The sequence below is a fragment of the Sneathiella sedimenti genome (assembly GCF_017313765.1).
Classification (GTDB): Bacteria; Pseudomonadota; Alphaproteobacteria; order Sneathiellales; family Sneathiellaceae; genus Sneathiella; species Sneathiella sedimenti.
The window spans coordinates 38,527-61,837 of record NZ_JAFLNC010000005.1; the positions used below are offsets into that span (position 1 = coordinate 38,527).

General features: G+C 55.9%; 25 protein-coding genes. 8 read left to right on the top strand and 17 right to left on the bottom strand.

Annotation, left to right across the window (positions count from 1 at the left end):
• Positions 1-40: 40 nt before the first annotated feature.
• The 3 genes from J0X12_RS14225 (at position 41) to J0X12_RS14235 (ending at position 3,253) form a co-directional block, all read left to right on the top strand.
• On the top strand, positions 41-796 hold the full coding sequence (locus tag J0X12_RS14225) for a VPLPA-CTERM sorting domain-containing protein (protein WP_207046964.1): 756 nt from the start codon (positions 41-43) through the stop codon (positions 794-796).
• A 155-nt stretch (positions 797-951) separates the two neighbouring features.
• Positions 952-1,719: a hypothetical protein gene (locus J0X12_RS14230; protein ID WP_207046966.1), complete on the top strand. Its 768-nt coding sequence runs from the start codon at positions 952-954 to the stop codon at positions 1,717-1,719.
• Positions 1,720-2,176: 457 nt separating this feature from the next.
• The gene (locus J0X12_RS14235) at positions 2,177-3,253 is read left to right on the top strand and encodes a hypothetical protein (RefSeq protein ID WP_207046968.1); all 1,077 of its coding nucleotides are present in this window, start codon (positions 2,177-2,179) and stop codon (positions 3,251-3,253) included.
• Between the two features lie 118 nt (positions 3,254-3,371).
• On the opposite strand, the gene J0X12_RS14240 is transcribed toward J0X12_RS14235, so the two are convergent.
• The 4 genes from J0X12_RS14240 to J0X12_RS14255 form a co-directional block, all read right to left on the bottom strand.
• Positions 3,372-3,677 carry an AzlD domain-containing protein gene (locus tag J0X12_RS14240; RefSeq protein ID WP_207046971.1) on the bottom strand — a complete coding sequence of 102 codons (306 nt, stop codon included), beginning with the start codon at positions 3,675-3,677 and terminating at the stop codon, positions 3,372-3,374.
• Entirely contained in the window at positions 3,674-4,360 is a 687-nt protein-coding gene (locus J0X12_RS14245; RefSeq protein ID WP_207046973.1) for an AzlC family ABC transporter permease, read from the bottom strand. The genes J0X12_RS14240 and J0X12_RS14245 overlap by 4 nt, the downstream gene beginning before the upstream one ends.
• A gap of 100 nt (positions 4,361-4,460) precedes the next feature.
• Complete coding sequence (locus J0X12_RS14250; RefSeq protein ID WP_207046975.1) at positions 4,461-5,021, bottom strand: hypothetical protein; 561 nt, start codon at positions 5,019-5,021, stop codon at positions 4,461-4,463.
• Between the two features lie 128 nt (positions 5,022-5,149).
• Positions 5,150-5,830 carry an ArsR/SmtB family transcription factor gene (locus J0X12_RS14255; protein ID WP_207046977.1) on the bottom strand — a complete coding sequence of 227 codons (681 nt, stop codon included), beginning with the start codon at positions 5,828-5,830 and terminating at the stop codon, positions 5,150-5,152.
• Positions 5,831-5,900: 70 nt separating this feature from the next.
• On the opposite strand from J0X12_RS14255, the gene J0X12_RS14260 reads away from it, so the two are divergent.
• Complete coding sequence (locus tag J0X12_RS14260; RefSeq protein ID WP_207046980.1) at positions 5,901-6,233, top strand: NIPSNAP family protein; 333 nt, start codon at positions 5,901-5,903, stop codon at positions 6,231-6,233.
• Positions 6,234-6,244: 11 nt separating this feature from the next.
• Here J0X12_RS14260 and J0X12_RS14265 read toward each other — a convergent pair whose 3' ends face one another.
• The 11 genes from J0X12_RS14265 to J0X12_RS14315 all read right to left on the bottom strand — a co-directional run bounded on the left by J0X12_RS14265 (position 6,245) and on the right by J0X12_RS14315 (position 15,483).
• On the bottom strand, positions 6,245-6,937 hold the full coding sequence (locus J0X12_RS14265) for a type 1 glutamine amidotransferase domain-containing protein (RefSeq protein WP_337925162.1): 693 nt from the start codon (positions 6,935-6,937) through the stop codon (positions 6,245-6,247).
• A gap of 252 nt (positions 6,938-7,189) precedes the next feature.
• Positions 7,190-8,482: a tetratricopeptide repeat protein gene (locus J0X12_RS14270; protein ID WP_207046984.1), complete on the bottom strand. Its 1,293-nt coding sequence runs from the start codon at positions 8,480-8,482 to the stop codon at positions 7,190-7,192.
• 107 nt (positions 8,483-8,589) lie between these two features.
• The gene (locus tag J0X12_RS14275) at positions 8,590-9,078 is read right to left on the bottom strand and encodes a rhodanese-like domain-containing protein (RefSeq protein WP_207046985.1); all 489 of its coding nucleotides are present in this window, start codon (positions 9,076-9,078) and stop codon (positions 8,590-8,592) included.
• Positions 9,035-9,373 carry a HesB/IscA family protein gene (locus J0X12_RS14280; protein WP_207046988.1) on the bottom strand — a complete coding sequence of 113 codons (339 nt, stop codon included), beginning with the start codon at positions 9,371-9,373 and terminating at the stop codon, positions 9,035-9,037. The genes J0X12_RS14275 and J0X12_RS14280 overlap by 44 nt, the downstream gene beginning before the upstream one ends.
• A gap of 32 nt (positions 9,374-9,405) precedes the next feature.
• Positions 9,406-9,774: an SUF system Fe-S cluster assembly protein gene (locus J0X12_RS14285; protein ID WP_207046990.1), complete on the bottom strand. Its 369-nt coding sequence runs from the start codon at positions 9,772-9,774 to the stop codon at positions 9,406-9,408.
• A gap of 3 nt (positions 9,775-9,777) precedes the next feature.
• Positions 9,778-10,233: a Fe-S cluster assembly sulfur transfer protein SufU gene (gene sufU / locus J0X12_RS14290; protein ID WP_207046992.1), complete on the bottom strand. Its 456-nt coding sequence runs from the start codon at positions 10,231-10,233 to the stop codon at positions 9,778-9,780.
• The gene (locus J0X12_RS14295; RefSeq protein ID WP_420497086.1) at positions 10,233-11,465 is read right to left on the bottom strand and encodes an aminotransferase class V-fold PLP-dependent enzyme; all 1,233 of its coding nucleotides are present in this window, start codon (positions 11,463-11,465) and stop codon (positions 10,233-10,235) included. The genes sufU and J0X12_RS14295 overlap by 1 nt, the downstream gene beginning before the upstream one ends.
• A gap of 3 nt (positions 11,466-11,468) precedes the next feature.
• The gene (gene sufD, locus J0X12_RS14300; protein ID WP_207046994.1) at positions 11,469-12,758 is read right to left on the bottom strand and encodes a Fe-S cluster assembly protein SufD; all 1,290 of its coding nucleotides are present in this window, start codon (positions 12,756-12,758) and stop codon (positions 11,469-11,471) included.
• Positions 12,759-12,776: 18 nt separating this feature from the next.
• The gene (gene sufC / locus J0X12_RS14305) at positions 12,777-13,520 is read right to left on the bottom strand and encodes a Fe-S cluster assembly ATPase SufC (protein ID WP_237688171.1); all 744 of its coding nucleotides are present in this window, start codon (positions 13,518-13,520) and stop codon (positions 12,777-12,779) included.
• Positions 13,521-13,536: 16 nt separating this feature from the next.
• Complete coding sequence (gene sufB / locus J0X12_RS14310) at positions 13,537-15,006, bottom strand: Fe-S cluster assembly protein SufB (protein ID WP_207046996.1); 1,470 nt, start codon at positions 15,004-15,006, stop codon at positions 13,537-13,539.
• A 3-nt stretch (positions 15,007-15,009) separates the two neighbouring features.
• Positions 15,010-15,483 carry an SUF system Fe-S cluster assembly regulator gene (locus J0X12_RS14315; RefSeq protein WP_207046998.1) on the bottom strand — a complete coding sequence of 158 codons (474 nt, stop codon included), beginning with the start codon at positions 15,481-15,483 and terminating at the stop codon, positions 15,010-15,012.
• A 411-nt stretch (positions 15,484-15,894) separates the two neighbouring features.
• Here J0X12_RS14315 and J0X12_RS14320 point away from each other — a divergent pair, with 411 nt between their 5' ends.
• Complete coding sequence (locus J0X12_RS14320; protein ID WP_207047000.1) at positions 15,895-16,437, top strand: P-loop nucleotide/nucleoside kinase family protein; 543 nt, start codon at positions 15,895-15,897, stop codon at positions 16,435-16,437.
• 50 nt (positions 16,438-16,487) lie between these two features.
• Here J0X12_RS14320 and J0X12_RS14325 read toward each other — a convergent pair whose 3' ends face one another.
• Positions 16,488-17,408, bottom strand: a complete 921-nt coding sequence (locus J0X12_RS14325; protein ID WP_207047001.1) for a transcriptional regulator GcvA — start codon at positions 17,406-17,408, stop codon at positions 16,488-16,490.
• Between the two features lie 606 nt (positions 17,409-18,014).
• On the opposite strand from J0X12_RS14325, the gene J0X12_RS14330 reads away from it, so the two are divergent.
• Complete coding sequence (locus tag J0X12_RS14330; protein ID WP_207047010.1) at positions 18,015-19,835, top strand: ABC-F family ATP-binding cassette domain-containing protein; 1,821 nt, start codon at positions 18,015-18,017, stop codon at positions 19,833-19,835.
• Here J0X12_RS14330 and J0X12_RS14335 read toward each other — a convergent pair.
• Positions 19,824-20,489 (bottom strand): TetR family transcriptional regulator C-terminal domain-containing protein, encoded by a 666-nt coding sequence (locus tag J0X12_RS14335; protein WP_207047012.1) that lies wholly within the window; start codon positions 20,487-20,489, stop codon positions 19,824-19,826. The two genes, J0X12_RS14330 and J0X12_RS14335, sit on opposite strands and share 12 nt — an antisense overlap.
• 113 nt (positions 20,490-20,602) lie before the next feature.
• Here J0X12_RS14335 and J0X12_RS14340 point away from each other — a divergent pair, with 113 nt between their 5' ends.
• Both J0X12_RS14340 and preA read left to right on the top strand, forming a co-directional pair.
• Positions 20,603-22,015, top strand: coding sequence for an NAD(P)-dependent oxidoreductase (locus J0X12_RS14340; protein WP_207047014.1), 1,413 nt, complete (start codon positions 20,603-20,605; stop codon positions 22,013-22,015).
• 10 nt (positions 22,016-22,025) lie between these two features.
• Positions 22,026-23,300, top strand: coding sequence for an NAD-dependent dihydropyrimidine dehydrogenase subunit PreA (gene preA / locus J0X12_RS14345; protein WP_207047016.1), 1,275 nt, complete (start codon positions 22,026-22,028; stop codon positions 23,298-23,300).
• Positions 23,301-23,311 lie beyond the last annotated feature (11 nt).

Sequence of the window (23,311 nt, forward strand, 5' to 3'; positions counted from 1 at the left end):
AGTTTTAATAAAATATATTTAAAATTGTATTGAGGGGATCATGAAACATATTATTCGGATTACTTCGGCACTTCTTATCAGTTTAGGACTGGCAACAACAGCCCAGGCCGCCTCCTATAGCTTTTCAACGGCAGATTCACCGTTGTACGGTACAAATCCCGCCAATTTTTGGTCGAGCGATTTGAATCAAGGATGGTGGTCCTCCGGGTATGATAACAAAAACGATAATCCCAACATCGTCGTAGGTGATTCCACGAATTATCTTTACCGAAACTTTTTCACTTTTGATCTGTCAGGCTTGTCGTTAGCTCCTGATGAAGTAATTGTCAGTGCGTCTTTCTCTGGATTTACTCACACTATTGAAGTTGCGGGCGGCCTATTTGAAACGGTTGAGTTTTTTGATGTCTCTACGGACGCAGGGACGTTGAACTATAACGTAGCTGCCAATCCAGCGATCTATGAGGATTTGGGGACCGGTAAAAGTTACGGAAGCCGTGATTTCTACGCATCGGAATCAAATACTAATTTTTCGATGGCATTGAATGACAATGCCATTGCCGATATCACAACGGCACAAAACGGATGGTTTTCAATTGGTGGTATGTTGACAACGTTGGACAATTCCGGTCAGCCTGAATGGGTATTTGCCTTTTCCAATGAAGATGTTGCTCCCTACAAGCTCGACATAGAAACCCAGATCTCCGCCGTGCCGCTGCCGGCCGCGTTGCCGCTCTATGGTGCGGGCCTTGCGGTCTTGGGCTTTGTTGGCTGGCGGAAGAAGCGTAAAGCGGCTTGAACTTCAGGGTCATATCCCATCCAGAAAGGCGCTCAGTGGGGCGCCTTTTTTGTGCGGAAAATCTACAAAAAACAGCAGCAAATTAACGGTTTCTTTATCCTGTTTGCCTAGGCTGTAGGCTCCCCCCGGTTTTTGGGCAGGGTTGAAGGATAGAGATGACACCGGATACGCAGGAATATTCGCAATTTGTGGTCCAGACGCTGTTTGATACCAAATGGCGCAGCTTCGGCCGTTATGACACCGAAAAACCGGCACAGGATATCGCCCGCCAACTCATTGAGGAGTGGGGCGGTCAGCGCGTGCGTATCCTCGGCGGCTATTTCTCGCCGGAGAAGAACCGCAATGTCTATCACACAGTCGAGATCACCGAGCGGCAGCGCTTTCGCGATACCCGCGCGTTCAAGAATTCAAAGTTTTTCATCGGCAGCACGGCCCTCGGCGCGGCGATGCTCGCCATCTTTCTCGTTGGCTACAGCCTGGTGGCGCCCATGTCCTCCATGGCGGACGACGGGAAGGGACCGGAGCTGGCCGTAAACAAACGACCGACCCCGATCGCTCCCATTGTCAAGCCCGTCAATTTGCGTGCACGCTTTACTGAAGTCATCAAGGTCCCCTACGACCGGGTATGGGACTTCGATCGCGTGCCCCTGCGCCTTCGCGGCGAGTGGAGCACGGCTTGCAATACAGACGGAGGCAAAGTTGTCCTCGGCGAACGGGAGCTGATCCCTTCTGAGGAAGAGTCACGCACACCGCTGACGTCCGTCTGGCAGACCGGCCAGCGCTACGGCCTGGTCCGTGAGGGCGGTTCTGTTGATATGGTGGACATGATCTCTGCGGATCGTCTGCAGAAGATCGGCACCATGAACCGCCTCGGCGAGTTTGTCGCCGATACCACCGGTGCCATCCTGAAACGCTGTCTCTGAAGGCGAGGACCCTGCCAACCTGCACGCTATCGTCAGACTGGCCGCTCCCGGCCTTATAGGGGCCGATCTATCCCCGGACAGACGCCGCCCGGCAAACCGATTTACGAATACCCGCAAGACTGACGGTACAAAACGCCGGGTACCCTTTATTCGCATATATATGGAATTTGGCTGAAGGGGCAGCCACCCCTCCCACGCATTATAAGGCGACATTGCGCCTCAACGTGAAGATGTAATTATACGATACTATTGCGCGTTTTGCAAGATTTTTAATTTTGTCAGTAAGTTAAAAAAATACCTAATTATATATTTCACTAACGAATGCATTTATAAACTTCAAATAACCGTATACAGAGAATGTCTGAAATCTCAAAACTAAGTTAAGCTTGGCATCCATAACTCAATTAGTATACAACCAATAAGGTTGTTTATGTTCTTTCAATTAAGGATAACGACGATGCCAAAAGAGCCCTATAGTGAAGATAGAAAGTTAGTGAAAACTGAAATATCCTTACCTATAGATCGTGATCATTTTATAGAATTTATTTCTGGTCTCTTAGGTAAGCCGCAATCAATTGAAAAAACTTACGCTGGTCAATTCGAAATTTCTGTCGAAGATATAATAAATACTCATCATTTAGTCGCGCAACGCTTAAACCAACAAAACGATTCAGCCTTAGTGCAGTTTATTGTGTCAGTTAGTTATGATGATGGATCTACTGTTCACTTAAATAGCCTGCACGATTTTCAATCTTATCGAGAGGTCAAGCCTTTAGTCTGTGTGTCTGTTAACCTTACCTGGGTTTATTTAGTCAAATTTCAAAAAAAAGACGCTCCAGAGAAACAGCAGATCGACTTAACTTTTTCTGCTGGCAACAATTATGATACTGTATTATTGGAACCAATTATTTTTTCGTCAACGACGAAACCAGTTCGCCTATTCAGACACGGAATAAAACTGAGAATAGAACATACTGAAAGAACTTGGGGTAATGATATTGAATCATTGCTCGATGGACATATTAAAACCCTAATTAGGGAACCTAAAAATGCCCAAAAATGGGTATCTTCAAATAACGGAAAAATAGGTCTTCTTGTTGGGATATTGTTTTTTTTAGGCGCTATTTATGGATCAATTCGCGCCACACAGAACTTCATAGAGTATAACAAAAACACATATATTGATATTATTAAAAATTATACAGAAATTTCACAAAAGATTAATGAAAAAATTGATTATATAGCAAACGCATTATTAGGAGGTGTGTGGAATCTATTCGATTATTATATTGCTACTTTTCTTTTTGTATCATTTTTTACATCTATATTTCTTGGAATTTGGGTTTCAAGTCGCGCAGATACTCGAAGGCCGAGTTTTATACTCATTTCTCAAGAATCTAAAAATAAGAAAATTGAATATGATAACAAACATAAGAGAGATTGGGCGATGTTCTTTATTTCCGTCGTTATTAGCTTAGTAATTGGCATTGTCTCAAATATAATTTTTAACGAATATGTGTCGGAAATTTTATAGTGATGAATTGTCAAGTAGTTGTGAAATCAACTTTTTTTGCCTATTAAATGAAATACGCTGTTGTATCAAATCACTAGATTATTCGAAAACTTTCATTTTTACGTGATTGGCTAAAACGCTACCCACCCATCCCAGAATACTGCATCCCGAATATCGCTGCGAAGCCGAGCGCCATGGTGATCACGACGTTATTGGTGAGGATGGCCACGGCAAGCGCGAAGGCGGCGGCGATCCAGGTGAGGGAGCTCGCGTCGGCGAGGGAGGTGGCGACAAGGGCGACGATCAGGCAGCCCGGCAGGTCATCGAGCAGGGTTTTAAGCCGCTCATTGCGCAGGATGGCCTGTCCGCCGATCAGCCCGGCGAGGCGGAGGCCATAGGCCCCGACAGCAAGAAAGGCAATCAGCAGCCAGTGGTCGAGGGTCATGGCGTCTCCCCCGTCCTGGCCTGCCAACAGAGGAGGGCGGCGACAGCCATGCCGGCGAGGCTGCCGAGCAGGATGGCATAGGCACTCTCCACCCCGAGGTTTATCAGCAGGATTGTCGCCGCGAAGGTGACCGCCCAGGGCGCGATATTGCGCCGCCCGCGCCACATCGCCCGCGCCATCGCGATAAAGGCCGCGGTAAAGGCAAAACCGAGGCCATAGCTCGCGAGATCGGGCATCGACTGGCCGAGCAGGGCACCGAGCGCGGTGGATGTCGTCCAGCTGGTCATCAGGGTGAGGCCGGAGCCGATCAGGAAGGCGGCGCCGATTCTCGGGTCCTGCGCATGTCTCGCCATGGTGAGGGCCCAGTTCTCATCCCCCGTGATATGAATGGCGACCAGCTTCTGCCAGAGCGGGATATCCTTTAAAATCGCGCTGAGCGAGGCGATGATGCCGAGATAGCGGAGGTTGAGCGCAATCCCGGCGAGGGCCGCACCGATCACCAGCCCATCCATGCCGAAGCGCTCCACCGCGACAATCTGCGACGAGCCCGCATGCACGGAAAAACTCATCAGCGCCACGCCCCACCACGGATAACCCGACTGCGCCGCGAGAATGCCAAAGGCAAAGCCATAGGCCGCCGCGCCGAGGGCAAAGGGCAGAATACCGTAAAATCCCTGTTTCATGGGGAGAGAATAGCGCTGCCCCTAAGTGATGGCGAGCGAACTATTGTCCCAAGGACAAGTTTAAACGGGTCAGCAGATACCGACAGGCGGGCGGAGGTCGCTAACTATCCTGCCCATGCAGCTCGACGTCGTGGGAGGAATATTTTGAAAGGATTTTCACGGCCTTCCGTCCATGCGCCTCATCCCGGGCACGGACCCAGAGAATAAGGCCCCCGCGGTCGATCTGTTCCTGCAGATATTTCGCGTGACGATCCCCGACAATCTTGGCCAGAACACCGCCGATCGCAGCACCGGCACCGCCTGCCGCCACTGCGGCGCCGATGGTCAGCGCGAGGGGACCGCCGGCCGCGACAGTAATGCCGGTTGCGGTGGCGGCTGCTATGTAGAGCGGGGTGCCGATCAGGGCGCCCTTGGTCTCGGATAACATCTCGTTGGGCACAAAGGTTGTTGTCGGGACATTGGGCTCAGCCGCAATATCCTCGACCCTGTTGTAGATATGGCCGAGCTTTTCCTCGACCGTTTTCTCCCCCGCGACGAAGCTCAAATCCGCCAGGTCGAACCCGGAATTCTCCAATTCATCGATGGCGCCCTGCATTGACTCCAGGTCTTCGAAAATCGATACGGCTTCTCGGACGAGGTCGGACTTTTCAACAGATGACATTAAGCGGCTCCTTTCCGGTTTGCCGGGCATGGGCAACGGCCATGCCCGTTGGGTCTTTGAACCGGACCAACGCAGGACACAGGAAAAAGTTCCCCCTTCGGGAGGAAAGAATTGCCGGCGCGAGTGGGTCAGACCGGGAAGGTTTTCAGGAAGGCTTTTTCTCCCGCCACATTGAAGGCGACGATGCGGGAATTCTCCACCCGCTTTGCCCATCCGAGATCGTAGAAACGGGTGAGCAGGGCGCTCCCCAACGATCCGGCGAGGTGGCTGCGCCGGTTGCTCCAGTCGAGGCAGGACTTGCAGAGCGGGCGGCGGAGTTTCTCCAGCGGCTCGAAATCAATCTCAAATTCCTCGAAAAAAGCTTTGCCATCGCCGGTCAGGCCGAGACCTTCCGTCTCCGGCGTGAGGAAATTCTTCGCGAGCAGACTGTCCATCATGCGCACGCCAAGATCGCCGGCAAGATGGTTATAGCAGACGCGGGAATAACGGAGCGCGGGGTCTTTCGGCCCTGTCCGGGTGCGGAGATGGCCCTTCTTTGCGGCGAAGCCCATCATTGCCTCCAGCACGCTGCCGACATCATCATCGGCGAGGGTGAAATAGCGGTAACGCCCCTGCTTGCGTTGCCGCAAGAGACCGCCGGCCTCCATCTTCGAAAGATGCGAACTGGCTGTCTGGACGGTAACGCCCGCTTCACCCGCCAGTTCGGTTGCCGTCAGCGCCTTGCCCGAGAGCAGCGCCGTCAGCATATTCGCGCGCGCCGGGTCCCCGATGAGGGAACCTAGAAAGGCTATGTCCGGTCCTTCTTTCATAGTTCGATGGTAAGCGAAGCATTAATGTCGTGCAAGGGGTAAAATAAGGGCCTCACAGAAGGAGTGACTGATGATTACCTGCTTTATCCGCTACCATATCGACCCGACAAAGAAGAGCCAGTTCATTCGCTACGCTGAGAACTGGGGCGAGGCGATCCCGCGTTGCGGTGCCGACCTGATCGGCTATTTCGCACCGCATGAGGGATCGAGCACGCTCGCCTACGGGGTGTATAACATTGAAAATCTGGCGGCCTATGAGCAGTACCGCGCGCGGCTTGCCGCCGATCCGATGGGACGGGAGAATTATGAGTTTGCGCAATCCAAAAAATTCATCCTGCGCGAGGACCGGACCTTCCTCAAGCTTGCGTCCCATCCGCCGGGTGGCAAACCCGGCGAACGGTAACAAGTAGCGCGTCAGGCTGCCTTTGCGGCCCTGATCCGGTCTATCAAGGCCTCCGCCACCCCGGTGGAGGACGCCGGGTTCTGCCCGGTGATAAGATTGCCATCCACGACCGTATGAGGTGCCCAGTCGGCCCCCTTGGAATAGTGGCCGCCGTTTTTGGTCAGCGCATCTTCCACCAGGAACGGCACAACCTTGGTCAGGCCGGCGGCTTCCTCCTCGCTGTTGGCGAAGCCTGTGACCTTGCGACCGGAGACGAGCGGGGTCCCCTTCGCATCTTTGGTATGACGGAAGACGCCGGGTGCATGGCACACCGCCGCGATGGGAAGATCCTTCATAGCAAAAGCTTCGATCAGGCTGATGCTGTTCTTGTCTTCCGCAAGATCCCAGAGCGGGCCATGCCCACCGGGATAGAAGACCCCGTCAAACTTACTGTAATCAATATCCGCGAGGACTTCCGTCTTTGCCAGGGCATCCTGCGTGGCGTTATCACCCTTGAAACGGCGCGTATCGTCCGTCTGGGACTCTGGCGCGTCGCTTTTCGGATCGACAGGAGGCTGTCCGCCCTTGGGCGAGGCCAGCACGATATGGGCGCCAGCGTCTTTAAGCGCATAGTAAGGTGCCGCGAATTCCTCTAGCCAGAATCCTGTTTTCTCACCCGTATCGCCCAGTTTGTCGTGGGAGGTCAGGACCATTAGAATATTCATCATATTCTTCCTTTGTCATGCGTGTTTGGTTTCGTTTTCCGCGTTCGGTAAAACGTCTTCGGCGAAGGTTGAGCGGGAACATCCCGCCCGCCCGGATTGTCCCCGGTAATGCGGGGCGACCTGTCGCTGTGACCTGTACCTAGGTATGCAGACAGGGTATTTCCAGAAGTAAATCCGAAAAGGACATTATGTCGCGAAAATGTGACCCGGCGGCCGCCCGGATGGGCCACACGGCAGAAAACACAAGGCGAACTACGCCGCGTCTTCCGTTGGCAAAAGAGACGCGGGCAGGCCGTCTTTCGCAAGCAGTGGTCGGCGCATGGCGAACAGGCGGCTCGCTTCCTCGGTCTTGCCAAGCTGCAGCAGGGCGTGGAGGAGCGTAAACTCGATCAGGTCGCGCTGTGCGTTGCTGCCGCCGAGTCGTTCATGGCTGCTCATCAGCGGGAGCAGTCCGTCTACCACTTTTTGCCAGTCTGCGGCGGCAAATGCCCCGAACACATCGGCAAGGGCACGTACCATGTCGCTTGCGAAACCGGCGTCTGCCTCCTTCAGCTTCTGGAGCGCCACCTCATTGCCTGCCATGGCATGGGCGAGGGCGGCATGGGCATCGGCAAAGCTGACGCCAGGATCAGGGAAATAGATGGTGGCATAATCGCTGGTTTCCTGCCAGAGATCCTCACGTCTCTTTTGACCGGCAAATTCCGCGCGCAAAAGAAATGCGGCCATATCATTGAGCACATTGATTGGCGGACCCCAGGCACGTCCCGGACGTACTGACTTTTCTAATGTCTCCCAGGCGGACTCAAGATGGCCGAGATCAAGGGCCCACAGCGCCTCATGCCAGCTGATATGGCAATGCATCAGGCTTGCGGGATCATAGGATTTAAGCCAGTCCCGGGTAAACTCCCATCCGGCTTGATGCTCCCCGGCCTCGTAATGAAAATGACCTTTGTAGTGGGCAGCATTGGCATTTGCCGGGTTGGCCTCGTAGGACCGTTCAATGATCGGCTCGGCTTCGCTTAATCGGCCCAACTCTGACAGTGCGAAGGCATAGACAGAATCAAACCACCAGTCCGCCTCAAAATGATCTTTCAGGTTGTCGTAAAACGCGAAAATCTCGGCGTCCCGTCCCGTTCTCCCGCTGAAGCCGATCAGTCCAAACACTCCAGCGCAGGGTTGCAGGATGAGCATGTCACGCGGATAGTCGGCCACATGGGTCTTGATGGCCTCATAGGCGGCGGTACTCTTCCCGTCGATCAGTTGCCCGATTATGGCGATGTGAGATTGCTCACGCGCCGTATAACCGTTGCCAAGTTCGCGCGCAGAGATCATGGCCTTCACCGCCTCTGTCGGGCGGGCATACATCTGGTGATGACGGGCGAGGGCGGCATGGGCCAGCACGAAGGAGGGATCATGGCTGATCGCCTGCTCAAAGGCCTCGCCGGCGCTGGCCTGCGCCGCGAGGAAAAGGTTAACCCCTTCGTCATAGGCGTCCAGTGCCGCGCGGGAGCCGGTGCTTACCTCATTGCCGTAAAGATCCTGCATATTCCTTATTTTCCTCTGTTTGGTCGCCGCAGAGAAGACTAACAATTTGAGGATTTTATGTCACGGGTGCTCTTCGCGAAAGTATTTTCCGGACAATTTGTCAGGGATCAGGGTTGGACAACCTTCAGCCCGGCGTCTTTCCAGCCGTCAAATCCGGCGTCAAGGTGATGGACATTGGTGATGCCGCTGGCCCGCATGAGCGGGAGGGTATTGCCGCTGCGTCCACCGGATTTGCAGTGGAGGAGATAGGTCGCCGTCGGGTCAAGGGCGGCGATCCGGTCATCGAAGTCGGCGGCGAAATAATCGATATTGATCGCCCCTTCAATGTGGCCGCTGTTGAATTCCTCGGGTTTGCGGACATCAAGGACGACAACGTCCGGCTTTTCTTTCAGTAGCGCATCGGCTTCAAGGGGTGTCACAATCCGGTATCCATACTTATCTATAATTTCAGTGGCTTGAAGTGGCGGGATCACAGAAAGGGTGAAAACCGCAAGGACGACAAGCGCCACCATCGACAACAGGAAGACAGGGCGCATGATCACCTCCAGGCGGCTAGACGTGGAAGGAGGAGCCGCAGCCGCAACGGCCTTTTTCATTGGGGTTTTCGAAGGTGAAGCGTGATTGCAGCCCTTCTTCCAGCCAGTCCATCTCGGTGCCCGCAACAAACTGCACAGCGTCATGATCGATCAGCAGGGTAATGTCGCCCGCCGCGACCACCGCATCGTCCGGTTTCTGGTCCGAGGCATAGTCCATGGTGTAGCTGAGGCCGTTGCAGCCGGTATTGGTAATCCCAATCCGCAGGCCGAGCGGCTTTTCAGGTGCCTTGCCGAGCAGCGACTTAACCCGCGCGGCGGCACGATCTGTCAATGTCATAATTTGCGTTTCAGTCATAATTCACCTGTACCATACATATAAGGACGGTCTTAAAACATTCCAAGGTCGAGCTTTGCGGCGTCCGACATATTATCAGGGTTCCACGGCGGATCCCACAGGATTTCCACCTCGACATTCTTCACACCCTCGACGGGCATAATGGCATCGCGGACCCAGATCGGGATTTCGCCAGCGACGGGGCAGCCCGGCGCGGTCAGGGTCATGCCGACGAAGACATCGCCGTTATCCGAGATATCAATCACATAGATCAGGCCGAGATCGAAGATATTGACCGGGATTTCCGGGTCATACACCTCACGCAGCGCTGCAACAATGGGAGCCTCCAGCGGCGATCCGCTGCTGCCTTCCTCAAACGGGCCGGTTGCAACGGGACGTTCAATTTTCTCAATTGCAGTCATCTTCTACTCCGTCGAGACTTCATTCTTGTCATCCATGGCCGAGGTCATGGCGTGCCAGGCGAGGGTGGCGCATTTGACGCGCATGGGAAATTCCTTTACGCCCGCCAGCATCATCAGCCGTTCCGTATCCTCGCCGGCGTCGAAATCATTTTCCTCGCCTTTTACCAGCTTCTGGAAGCCGTCGAAGATTTGCCGGGCCTCGGATTCCGTCTTGCCCTTGATGATATCCGTCATCATCGAGGCGGAGGCGAGGGAAATGGCGCAGCCCTTGCCCTCAAACGCCGCATCCTCGATCAGGCCGTTATGGCCCAGCTTGAGATAGACATTGACCGTATCGCCGCACAGCGGGTTATATCCATGCGCCTCGTGGTTCGCATCCTCCGGATGACGGAAGTTGCGGGGGTTCTTGCTGTGATCAAGGATCACTTCCTGATAAAGTTCTCTCAAGTCATCAAGCATCAGCCGAAAATCTCCTGTACCGATTTCACCGCCGAGACGAGGGCATCGACATCGGCGCGGTTGTTGTAAAGCGCAAAGGACGCACGGGCCGTGGCCGCCACATCGAAATGATCCATCAGCGGCTGGGCGCAATGATGGCCGACCCGGATGGCAACGCCGCCGCGATCGACAATGGTGCCGATGTCATGGGGATGAATGCCGTCAAGGGTGAAAGAGATGATCGCGGCTTTATGTTTTGCCTGACCAATGATCCGCAAGCTGTTGATCTGGCTGAGTTGTTCGGTTGCGTAGGCGAGCAGCATCTGCTCATGTGCGCCGATCTTGTCGAACCCGATCTCGTTTACATAGTTGATCGCCGCGCCGAGGCCGATGGCCTGCACGATGGGCGGCGTTCCCGCCTCGAACTTCGAATGACCCTTGGCGTAGGTTGTTTTGGCAAAGGTTACCCGCTCGATCATGTCCCCGCCGCCGAGGAAGGGCGGCATGGCGTCCAGAAGGTCGGCCTTGCCGTACAGAACCCCGATGCCGGTCGGCCCGAAGACCTTGTGACCGGTGAAGACATAGAAATCCACGTCCAGGTCCTGCATGTCAATCTTCATATGCGGCGCGGCCTGGCTCCCATCGATCAGGACCACCGCGCCCGCATCGTGGGCGGCCTTGATAATCTCTTTCACCGGGGTAATCGTGCCGATGGCGTTGGAGATATGGGTGACCGCGACGATCTTCGTCTTCGGCCCCAGCATCTCAAGATAGGTATCCAGCATGAACTCCCCATGCTCATCGATGGGGACGGCCTTGACAACGGCACCGGTTCTCTCGGCAATCAACTGCCACGGCACGATATTCGAGTGATGCTCCAGCGTGGAAAGGAGTATCTCGTCGCCGGGTTTCAGATTGGCCCCACCGTAGGATTGCGCCACCAGGTTGATGCTCTCGGTCGCGTTCTTGGTGAAGATAATCTCTTCAACGCTGGCCGCATTCATATGGGCGCGGACAATCTCCCGCGCACCCTCATAAAGCTCGGTCGAGACCTGGCTCAGGTAATGCACGCCGCGATGGACATTGGCGTAGGTTTCCGCATAGGCGCGCTGCACCGCGTCCAGCACAACAGTCGGTTTCTGCGCCGACGCGCCGCTGTCCATAAAGGCGAGGGGCCTGCCATGCACTTCCCGGGAAAAAATCGGGAAATCGCGGCGGATTTTCTCTACATCATAGGTTTTCATGTCATTCATGGACTACACCTTATCCATCCAGCGGGCGGTGACGGCGGCAAAATACTCCCGAACGTCGTCGTTGGAGACTTCTTCCAGCACGTCGGCAAGGAAGGCATCTATCAGCATCTTGCGTGCCGTCTTCTCCTCGATCCCGCGTGATTGCAGGTAAAACAGGGCATCCTCGTCGAGTTCGCCCGAGGATGCGCCATGGCTGCATTTCACGTCATCAGCATGAATCTCAAGTTCCGGCTTGACCGCGACCGACGCGCGGTCAGACAACAGAAGCGCCCGGCTCAACTGATCGCCGGAAACTTGCTGCGCATCCGGAACGATCTGGATCTTGCCCTGAAAGACGCCTTGCGCCTCGTCATCGAGAATACCCTTGTAGATCTGGCGGCTGACGTTTTCCGGGACCAAATGTCGGGTGATCGTCGTGGTGTCGCAATGCTGCGTTCCGCGCATCAGATAGGCGCCGTTGAGAATGCTTTCCGCGCCACCGCCAAGAATGCGGGTTTCCAGCTCATTCCGCGAAAGACGGGCGCCGGTTGACAGGGCAAAATTCTCGTAAACGGCCCCTTCGGCCAGTTCCGTATCCGTATTGGCGAGATGAAAGGCGTCAGCGCTCTCGGCCTGGTATTTATAGTGATTGAGCCGCGCGCCCTTATCAAGCGTGATATCGGTCACCGGATTGGCGAAATAGGCATGACCGTCCACGCCGGCATGTTCTTCAACAAGGGTGACGGTGGCTTTTTCGCCAAGGTGGATAACATTGCGCATATGATGGGCATTTGCTCCCGTTCCCGCAACACTGACGAAGCGGATCAGGATTGGCGCGTCCAGCGTGACGCCAGGCGCGGCGTTCAGCACGACGCCATCTTCCATGAAGGCGGTATTGAGCGCGACAACGGCGCGCTTGTCGTCTGCCTCCGTGCCCAGCAGGGCGCTGTTGCCCACATCCAGCTCGGCGGCGAGGGAGGTGAGCTTCACACCATCCGGCAAGCGATCAAGACGGCTGTCCTGCTCCGAGAAGCGACCGTTGACAAAGGTCATGACATGGGGCGTCTCAAATTCGGCGGCGGGCAGGGCGGCATTCGCCGGTGCGTCCGTCGTCTTGATCCCCTTGGTCAGCGCCGTGAGGTTGGTAAAGCGCCATTCCTCAACTTTCCGGCCCGGAAAATCGAGCGATGCGAAACGGGCAAGGCCGCTTTTCCGCAGGGCCGCGACCGCCGGGCTGTTATGGCCGGGCAGGGAGCCGCTTGCCGCACTAAAGCGATCAACATAAGTCTGAGCTAATGGCGTTAAGTTTTTCATTTCACTCACTAATTCCTATTAGGCTGCGCTCAGGGCCGCATAGCCTTTTTCTTCCAGTTCATGCGCCAGTGATTTGTCGCCCGATTTGACGATCTTCCCATCCGCCAGGACATGCACGAAATCCGGCACGATATAGTCCAGAAGCCGCTGGTAATGGGTGATGATCAGTCCGGCGCGTTCCGGGCTGCGCAGGCGGTTGACGCCATCGGCGGCAATTTTGAGTGCATCGATATCAAGTCCGCTATCTGTCTCGTCGAGCAGCATCAGGTCCGGCTCCAGCAGGGACATCTGCAAGACCTCGTTCCGTTTCTTCTCGCCGCCGGAGAAACCGACATTGACGGCGCGCTTCAGCATGTCGTCCTTGATGTCGAGCTCTTTCGTCTTCTCGCGGATCAGTTTCAGGAATTCCATGGCGTCCACTTCAGGCTCGCCCCGGTATTTCCGCTGCGCGTTATAGGCCGTTTTCAGGAAGGTTGCGGAGGCAACCCCCGGAATTTCCACCGGATACTGAAAGGCGAGGAAAATACCCTTTGACGCCCGCTCATCCGGTGACAGCGCCAGCAGGTCCTCGCCCTTGTAGAGGACTTCCCCCGAGGTCACTTCATAACCGTCACGACCGGCCAGCACGTAGGACAACGTGCTTTTCCCGGCGCCGTTCGGGCCCATAATCGCATGAATCTCGCCTGCCTTGATGGTGAGATTGATGCCTTTCAGGATTTCCTTGCCGCCAACGGTGGCATGCAGATTCTTGATTTCCAACATAACTATTTGTCTTTCCTTACCCGACACTGCCTTCAAGGCTGATGCCGACGAGTTTCTGGGCTTCCACCGCAAATTCCATGGGGAGTTTCTGCAGGACTTCCTTGCAGAAACCATTGACGATCAGCGCCATGCTTTCCTCTTCCGAGAGGCCGCGCTGCTGACAGTAAAAGAGCTGCTCCTCACTCACCTTGGAGGTGGTGGCTTCATGCTCGATTGTCGCGGTGCGGCTCTGGTTCTCGATATAGGGGACCGTATGGGCGCCGCATTTATCGCCGATAAGAAGGCTGTCGCAGACTGTGTGGTTACGGGCATTCTCGGCTTTCCGGCCCATGCGGACGAGGCCGCGATAGGTGTTCTGCGCCTTGCCGGCCGAGATCCCCTTGGAGATGATCGTGCTCGACGTGTTCTTGCCCAGATGGATCATCTTGGTGCCGGTATCGGCCTGCTGCATATTGTTGGCAATGGCGATGGAATAGAATTCCCCGACCGAGTTATCGCCCTGCAGGATGCAGGAGGGATACTTCCAGGTGATCGCCGAGCCGGTCTCGACCTGCGTCCAGGAGACTTTCGCATTCTCTCCGCGGCAGGCGGCGCGCTTGGTCACGAAGTTATAAATGCCACCGACGCCGTTCTCATCGCCAGGATACCAGTTCTGCACCGTCGAGTACTTGATCTCGGCGTCCTTCATGATGACGAGTTCAACGACCGCCGCATGGAGCTGGTTCTCATCGCGCATCGGCGCCGTGCAGCCCTCAAGATAGCTCACATAGCTGCCTTCCTCGGCGATGATTAGCGTCCGCTCGAACTGGCCGGTCTGTGCCGCGTTGATGCGGAAATAGGTGCTGAGTTCCATCGGGCAGCGCACGCCCTTCGGGATGTAGCAGAAGGAACCGTCGGTGAAGACCGCGGAGTTGAGCGTCGCATAGTAATTATCCGTATAAGGGACAACAGAGCCGATATATTTCTGCACCAGCTCGGGATGATTACGGACGGCCTCCGAGATCGGGCAGAAGATCACGCCTTCCTTCTCCAGCCGTTCCCGGAAAGTGGTGGCAACAGACACGCTGTCGAACACCGCATCGACGGCGACATTATGCGCGCCCTCGACACCGGCGAGCACTTCCTGCTCCTTCAGCGGGATGCCGAGCTTCTTATAGACTTCCAGAAGCTCCGGATCGACCTCGTCGAGGCTTTTCGGCTTTTCCTTCTGCTTCGGGGCGGAATAGTAATAGATATCCTGAAAATCAATTTTAGGATAATGCACATTGGCCCATTCCGGCTCAACCATGGTCAGCCAGTGGCGATAGGCCTTCAGCCGCCATTCGAGCAGCCATTCGGGCTCTTCCTTCTTGGCGGAAATAAAGCGCACGATGTCCTCGGAAAGGCCAATCGGTGCGGTATCCGCCTCGATATCGCTGATAAAGCCGTATTTATACTTGTCGGAAACAGAGGCAACCTGTTCGACGGTCTCCTGGCGAATAGCCATTTATTACTCCGCTTGGGTTTGGACGGACTGCTCGGTCATCCCGAACGGCCGCGCCGCAGTGCTTACATTCTCCGTGTCGTGACACATATCGGACAGCGTCACTTCCTCGAGCGCGGTATTGAGCGCCCTGTTGATCTTTTCCCAGCCGCCGCGCATCGGGCAGCAGGATTCCACCGAGCAGTCATCCACGCTGTCATCAACGCAGGAGGTGACCGCGACCGGTCCTTCCATCGCGCGAACAATCTCGGCGATCGAGATATCCTTTGGTGCCTTCGCGAGGCTGTAACCGCCGTGGGCGCCGCGCTGTGAATTCAGGAACGGGCTTTTGGCGAGGATGCGCAGGATTTTCGCCGCCGTCGGTACCGGTAAGCCCGTGTAGAGCGACACATCCGGCGCGGTCATTGTCCGGCCCGGCAGTCGCGCCATTTCGGACATGATCACCACGCCATAGTCGGTCATTTTGCTCAGCTTGATCATGATATTATCTATATCGTACCAAATTAGTCTCTTTTCAAGAGATTTATAACAGACGGATTTGGTCTTGTATATAGAAGGGGCATAAAATTCTGGCAAGCGGCGTATTGCCGCAACAGCGTTTATTTTCCCGATTTATGGCCCGTTGCCAGACATCTATCGCTCAGGCAGGGAAAAATCCGCCTGCACCTCGGGAAAAAAGGGCAGATTCGTTGGAAAGTGGCTTGACAAAAGGCCCCGGCCTGCCGTTTAAATAACGCCATGGCATACAACATGAACATTATTGTGGTGAAGATTCTCTCCATTCCCCGAATGGCGGAAGTCCGTATGCCGTAACGCAACCGACCCAACCGCCTTCGAGGCGGTTTTTTAATGCTCCGTCTCCGAAGGCCCCCAAAACCAGGAGACGACGACATGTTACTCGAGACCCCTCAGGAAACCACCCCGCCCGGCGAGGAGCCGGACTGTCGACCGACAGAACCGGTTCTCTATCTGCTGGCCGGCAAGATCGGCGCGGGCAAGTCGACACTTGCCGCCACCCTCGCGCGGCGGCCCAAAACCCTTCTGTTCTCGGAAGACACCCTGCTGTCAGAGCTGTATCCCGGCGAAGTCACTGACATCAGCAACTATATCCGCTGTTCCCTCCGGCTGAAATATGCGCTGAAGGATCATATCGTCAGTCTGCTCAAGTCCGGCTTCTCCGTCGTGCTCGACTTTCCCGCCAATACGCCCGACGGCCGCCGCTGGGGCAAGGAACTGTTCGAGGCCGCCGGAGTCCCGCATGAACTGCATTATCTCGACATCCCGAACACGATCTGCAAGTCGCGGCTGCGGGCCCGTAACGCGAAGGGCGAGCATCCCTTCCAGACGAGCGATGCCGATTTCGACAAGATCACCAGCTACTTCATCCCGCCGATGCCGGAAGAAGGCTTCAACATCATTCGCCATGTGAAATAAATCCCAAAGGCCGTCAAAGGGAATTGCCGGGAAGGGTGACAGACACGCGTCTAACTCTTGTCACCCGGTCCCGCAGTGCGCGCTTCTGCTAGCACCCAGTTTCGAAAAGCGGCTATCTTTGGCTGCTCAGCGCCATCTTTTGTGCTGAGCAGGTAGTAACGGAAATTAAAGGGAGTGCTAATGCCCGGATCGAAAGGATGTACAAGGCGGCCAGCGGCGATGTCATCTGCAACCAGAACATCGGCAACCAACGCAACGCCCTGTCCATCGCGCGCAGCCTGCACCGCCATATTTTCCAAATTGAAATGCGGACCACGGGTCGGTTCGATGTCATGTAGCCCGGCCGCCAGCAGCCACATGCGCCAGCTTGTCTCAGCATCACTCCAGTCGATGTGCAGCAGGGTATGATGGCGAAGATCGTCAGGCTCCCGCAAGGGATTTTCCCCTTCTAAAAGGGCAGGGCTACAAACCGGCGTATTGACCGGGGTCAACAGATGGTCGACGCGCACTCCGCTATAGCCGCCGGGACCAAAGCGGATGGCAACATCGGCAGAGTCGCGCGTCAGATCGACCAGACGGTCGGTGCCATCAATGCGGATTTCGATGTCCGGATGCAGGCTGCGGAAACGCTCAAGCCGCGGCATCAACCACATGGCGCCGAACGATGGACTGACACTGATGGTTAAAACGCCACTCTCACAGTGGGCGCGCATCTGCTCTACTCCTTGTGACAGCTTGTCAAACCCCTGAATAAGTGTCGGCAGTGCTGCCTGACCGGCAACGGTGAGGCGCAGCGACCGGGTCAGGCGATGGAACAGAGGTACATTGAGAATTTCCTCAAGTGCCTTTACCTGATGACTAACGGCGCCCGGCGTGACATTCAGCTCCTCCGCCGCCTTGGTGAAGCTGAGGTGCCGGGCCGCTGCTTCGAAAGCCCGAAGGGCGTTCAGGGGTGGAAGGGGCCGGGTCATTTTCTATACATGAGATAATCTAACATATAATGTGATATCTTCTCGTTTGTTGAAGCCTCTAACAGTGCATATTCTCTACGTATAATCAAGTCGAAACAGCCTTGATACGTAATGGTCGCAAGCAGGCATAGTTTAAATATTCTCATTTAACTACTGTCGACGGCCAGTCAAACAGAGAACTGATGGAGGATTCCATGAACTTGTTACAGTTGCAACGCGATCTCCACCCAAGCCTTCAGGCGCAGCAGCCTGAACGGACTGTTCAGCCAATCTCCTGGAGCCGGCGGTTGTTTAATTCTCTGCTTTCGGTATTCGCCCGCTCGATCCAAAATCGCGCCAAGCACCATGAACTTAGGGTCCTGGATCCTCGTGCCCTGAAAGATATTGGGTTGGATGGTTCTCAAATCGACACAACGATTGAGGAGAGAATAGAGAGGGAAAGAAGGATGAAACTCAGGCCGGGTCGGCATATTTCCTTACGCAGATGAACGCCTCGCCCGCCAGACAAATGCGTACTGGAATAAGGAATTTACGGTATAAAATTGCCCGTCCGTATATTCAGTGTTAAAAGGCCGCTGAACTCATATCTTATTTGGCGAAAATTCCATGGCGGCTCCCATTCTGGCCCTGCAAAACGCCCGCATCACTTTCGGCGGCGGCGATCTGTTCTCTGATATCTCGCTCGGGATCGAGCCGGGGATGCGTATTGCCCTGATGGGGCGGAACGGCTCGGGCAAGTCGACGCTCCTGAAGGCGATCGCGGGTGATATCGACCTCGACGGCGGGGAACGATTTCTGCAGAGCGGGGTCAAGGTAAGTTACCTCCGGCAGCAGCCGATTATCGTGCCGGGCCGCACTGTGTTTGCGCAGGTGCAGTCAGGCCTGCCGGCCGACGGGGAGGGCGAGGACCTCGGCTATCTGGTCGACCAGGTGCTGCATGGCGTCGGCATTGACGGGGATCGTCTGCTCGAAACCCTATCCGGCGGGGAGGCGCGACGCGTCAGCCTGGCCGAAGCGTTGGTCTCCGATCCCGACGTGCTGCTCCTCGACGAACCGACCAACCATCTTGATATCAAGACGATCCTCTGGCTGGAGGGGGAGTTGACGGCCTACAAGGGCGCGCTGATGATCATCAGCCATGACCGGCAGTTCCTGAAAAACCTGACCAACCGGCTGTTCTGGCTCGATCGCGGCAAGCTGCGCACCCATGGCAAGGGCTTCGCGGCCTTTGATGAATGGTCGGAGGAAATTCTCCGTCGGGAGGAAGTGGAAACCAAGAAACTCGACAAGAAAATCGCCGAGGAGACAGACTGGTCCCGCAAGGGCATCACCGCGCGGCGCGCCCGTAATGAGGGCCGTATTCGCGCGCTCCATCGCCTGCGGGCAGAACGGGCCGAGCGGCTGGCCCCGGTCGGGTCGGCCAAGCTCTCCGTCAAGAGCGGCGCGAAAAGCGGCCGGGTGGTGGTCGAGGCGACCGATATCTCCATGACCTATGAGGGGGAGGGCGGCGAACCGCGCGAGGTTCTCGCAAAATTCTCAACCAAGATCCTGCGGGGCGACCGGGTCGGCATTATCGGGCCGAACGGCGCGGGCAAGACAACGCTGCTTAAAATCCTGATGGGGGAGCTTAAACCCACCACCGGTGACGTGAAGCTCGGCACCAATCTCACCCCGGCCATTTTCGATCAGCATCGCGACAGCCTCGATCCGGAGATGAGCCTCTGGGATACACTCGCAGACCCGGGCAGCGGGCAGCTTCTCGTGCGGGGGGAGGTACGCCATGTGGTGGCCTATCTCCGCGATTTCCTGTTTGAGGACCGGCAGGCGAAAAGCCCGGTCAAGGCGCTTTCCGGCGGGGAGAAAAACCGGCTTCTGCTGGCCAAGCTGCTGGCGCGGGAGAGCAACTTGCTGATCCTCGACGAGCCGACAAACGACCTCGATATGGAAACCCTCGACCTGCTGCAGGATATGCTGAGCGCCTATGACGGCACGCTTCTGGTCGTGAGCCATGACCGTGACTTCCTCGACCAGCTTGTCACCTCGACCATCGTGATCGAGGAGGGCGGCAAGGTCGATGAATATGTCGGCGGCTATTCCGATTACCGGCGGGCGCAGACAGCGGAGACGAAAAAGACCGCCAAGGCCGCGAAGCCGAAAGAGGCGGCGGCGAAACCCGCCGCGCCGCGGAAAAAGCTCACCTATAAGGATCAGCGCGATTATGAGCGTCTTCCCGCCGTGATTGAGGAGCTGGAGGCCGCGATCAAGGCGCTTGAGGCCGATCTCGCCAACCCGGATCTCTTCACCAAAACACCCGAGAAATTCAAGGAAAAGGCCGCCGCGCTCGCCAAGGCCCAGTCCGACAAGGACGACGCCGAAACCCGCTGGCTGGAACTCGAAATCCTGCAGGAGGAAATCTCAGCTTCGTGACGGGATCGGTTGCAGGCCACAGGTGCGGAGCACTATGGTAATGATAAAGTCGGTGGCGGCGTCGAAATCCTCTGCCTTCAGCTTTTTCTTGCGGCCAAGAACGGCGGCCCATTGCACTTCGAAATCCGCCCAAGTCTGGGTCATTGACCAGATATGAAAGAGAAGGCGCTTGCTATCCACAGGGGCCATGCGGCCTTCCTCGATCCAGTGGTCCAGAATAGCTGCTTTTTCCTCAACCCACTCCTTGAGTTCTGTTTCCAGATAGCCGCTGATGCGCGGGGCGCCGCGAATAAGTTCATTGGCGAAGACTTTAGACGCATTGGGCCGGTTTTGCGAAAGCTGCATTTTCGCGCGGATATAATCGGCGAGGGTGGTTGCGGGATCGTCATTTTCCCCGATTTCCCGGAAGGAGGAGAGCCAGAGCGCGATAATGTCATCAAGGACAGCGCGGTAGAGTTTCGCCTTGGTGCCGAAATAGTAATGGATATTGGCCTTGGGCAGGCCTGCTTCCTCGGCGATGGCCGCAGTGGTTGCGCCGCGAAATCCGTTGCCCGCGAAAACCTTCTCGGCCGCCTTCATGATCTTTTCTATATTTTCCTGACGTATCCGACCCTGCGAAGAGTCATCTGCCGTTGCGTTTGTTTCCGCGTCCATTATCGGCTCTGAATTTGTAATATGCGTATAATTCCCGATTCCTAAATCGACTATTTTTGCCACTTTTGCAACTATTATTAATTAGAACTTGACCATTTGGTCAGGATTTGTCTATGGTTTTTCAAGGGCATGAAGCGGCAATTTTTGCGCCGTTATTTTCAAACATGAATATGGGGGTGCGGGTCATGAGCGATATTGCTGCAGGACGGCTTTCTGGAGAGGAACTGGCGGAAAATTTCGCCGATATTCATCCGCCGCTGGACGCAAAATCCGCGCATATCGAGGCGAGCCGCTGTTACTTCTGCTATGACGCCCCCTGTATGGAAGCCTGCCCGACGGGCATCGACATCCCGAGTTTTATTCGCAAGATTTCAACCGACAATGTCCGGGGATCCGCGATTGATATCCTGGAAGAGAACATCATGGGCGGGGCCTGTGCGCGGGTTTGCCCGACGGAAGTCCTCTGCGAGGGAGCCTGCGTTCGCACCGCGCAGGAAGGCAAGCCTGTCACCATCGGCGCGCTACAGCGTTTTGCAACCGACTGGTTGATGGAAAAGGGGGAGCAGCCTTTTACCCGTGCCGCCAAAACGGGCAAGAAAGTCGCGATCATCGGCGCCGGTCCGGCGGGGCTTTCGGCGGCGCATCGCCTGTCCCAACTCGGGCATGACTGCGAGGTGTTCGAGGCGCTCCCGAAATCCGGCGGACTTAATGAATATGGCATTGCCGATTACAAGGTTGTCGATAACTTCGCGCAGAAAGAGGTCGAATTTATTCTCGGTCTCGGCGGCATTACCGTCCACCACGGCAAGAAACTGGGACAGGAGTTGGCGCTTGGCACCCTTCGAAATGATTTCGATGCGGTTTTTATCGGCAGCGGACAGGGCGCGGTGCAAGCGCTTGCTCTTGAAGGAGAGAACATTGAAGGGGTCTTTAACGCGGTCGACTATATCGCTGATCTCCGCCAGACGCCGGATAAATCAAAACTCCCCATCGGGCGGCGTGTTGTGGTTATTGGCGGGGGCAGCACTGCAATCGATATTGCCGTGAAATCAAAACGCCTCGGCGCGGAAGATGTCACCATTGTCTACCGGCGGGGAGCCGAGGCAATGAGTGCAACCGACGTTGAGCAGAAATTCGCACAAACCAATGGTGTAAAGATCAAGCACTGGATGCAGCCGGTCGGAATCATGTCGGACAATGGCGCAGTCAGCGCGGTTGAGTTTGAATATACAAAACAGGGGCCAGATGGAAAACTCATCGGCTCGGGCGAAAAAACAACGATTGAGGCCGATATGCTGTTCAAGGCGATTGGCCAGTTATTCGTGCCCGATCCTGTCTCTGGCACGGCCGCACAGCTGGAGCTGAAACATGGAAAGATTGCCGTCGATGACAGTTACGCAACCTCGCTTGAGGGGGTTTACGCGGGTGGCGACTGCATCGACGGCAATGTCGGGCTGACAGTCGCGGCGGTTCAGGATGGCAAGAAGGCGGCCCTGGCAATCAACGACTATCTGGCGAAGAAATAGGGAGAGAGACATGGCTGACCTTTCATATAATTTCGCCGGGATCAAAAGCCCGAACCCCTTCTGGCTGGCAAGCGCGCCGCCAACGGACAAAGAATATAACGTCGTCCGCGCGTTCGAGGCGGGCTGGGGCGGCGTCGTCTGGAAAACGCTGGGCGAGGATCCGCCGGTGGTCAACGTCTCCTCTCGTTATGGCGCGGTCCAATTGAACGGGCAGCGGATGATGGGCTTCAGCAATATCGAGCTGATCACTGACCGTCCGCTCGATGTGAACCTTGAGGAAATCGCCCGGGTCAAGAAAAACTGGCCCGACCGTGCGGTTGTTGTTTCCCTGATGGTCCCGTGCGAGGAAGAGCCGTGGAAGCGCATTCTGCGGAAGGTCGAGGATACCGGCGCGGATGGGGTGGAGCTTAATTTTGGCTGCCCCCATGGCATGTCGGAACGGGGCATGGGCTCGGCGGTGGGGCAGGTGCCGGAATATGTGGAGATGGTGACAAGATGGTGCAAGGAGCATTCAGACCTGCCCGTCATCGTCAAGCTCACCCCGAATATCACCGATATCCGCACGGCGGCCCGCGCGGCAGTGAGGGGCGGGGCGGATGCCGTTTCCCTCATTAACACGATTAACTCCATCGTCAGTGTCGATCTCGATGTAATGGCACCGACGCCGATTGTTGACGGCAAGGGCGCCCACGGCGGTTATTGCGGTCCGGCCGTCAAGCCCATCGCACTCAATATGGTGGCGGAAATCGCCCGCGATCCGGAATGCAGGGGCATTCCCGTTTCCGGCATTGGCGGCATCGCGAACTGGCGGGACGGGGCGGAGTTCATGGCGCTTGGCTGCGGCTCGGTGCAGGTCTGCACCGCCGCCATGCATTATGGGTTCCGCATCGTTGATGACATGATCACCGGATTGTCGAACTGGATGGATGAAAAAGGCTATCGCTCCATTGATGATTTCCGGTCCATGGCGGTGCCCAATGTCGCCAACTGGAACGAGCTCAACATGAACTATGACATCAAGGCGCGCATCAATCAGGACTCCTGCATCAAGTGCGGCCTGTGCCATATTACCTGCGAGGATACCTCTCATCAGGCGATCACCGCGACCCGCGTCGAGGGCGCCCGACTTTATGAAGTAGTGGACAAGGAATGTGTGGGCTGTAATCTCTGCATGTTGGCCTGCCCGGTGGATAATTGCATCACCATGGAGCGGGTGGATAAGGACAAGCCCTACATGAACTGGAACCAGGACCCACGCAACCCGTTTTCAACGGCCGCAGAATAGAGACGAAAGAA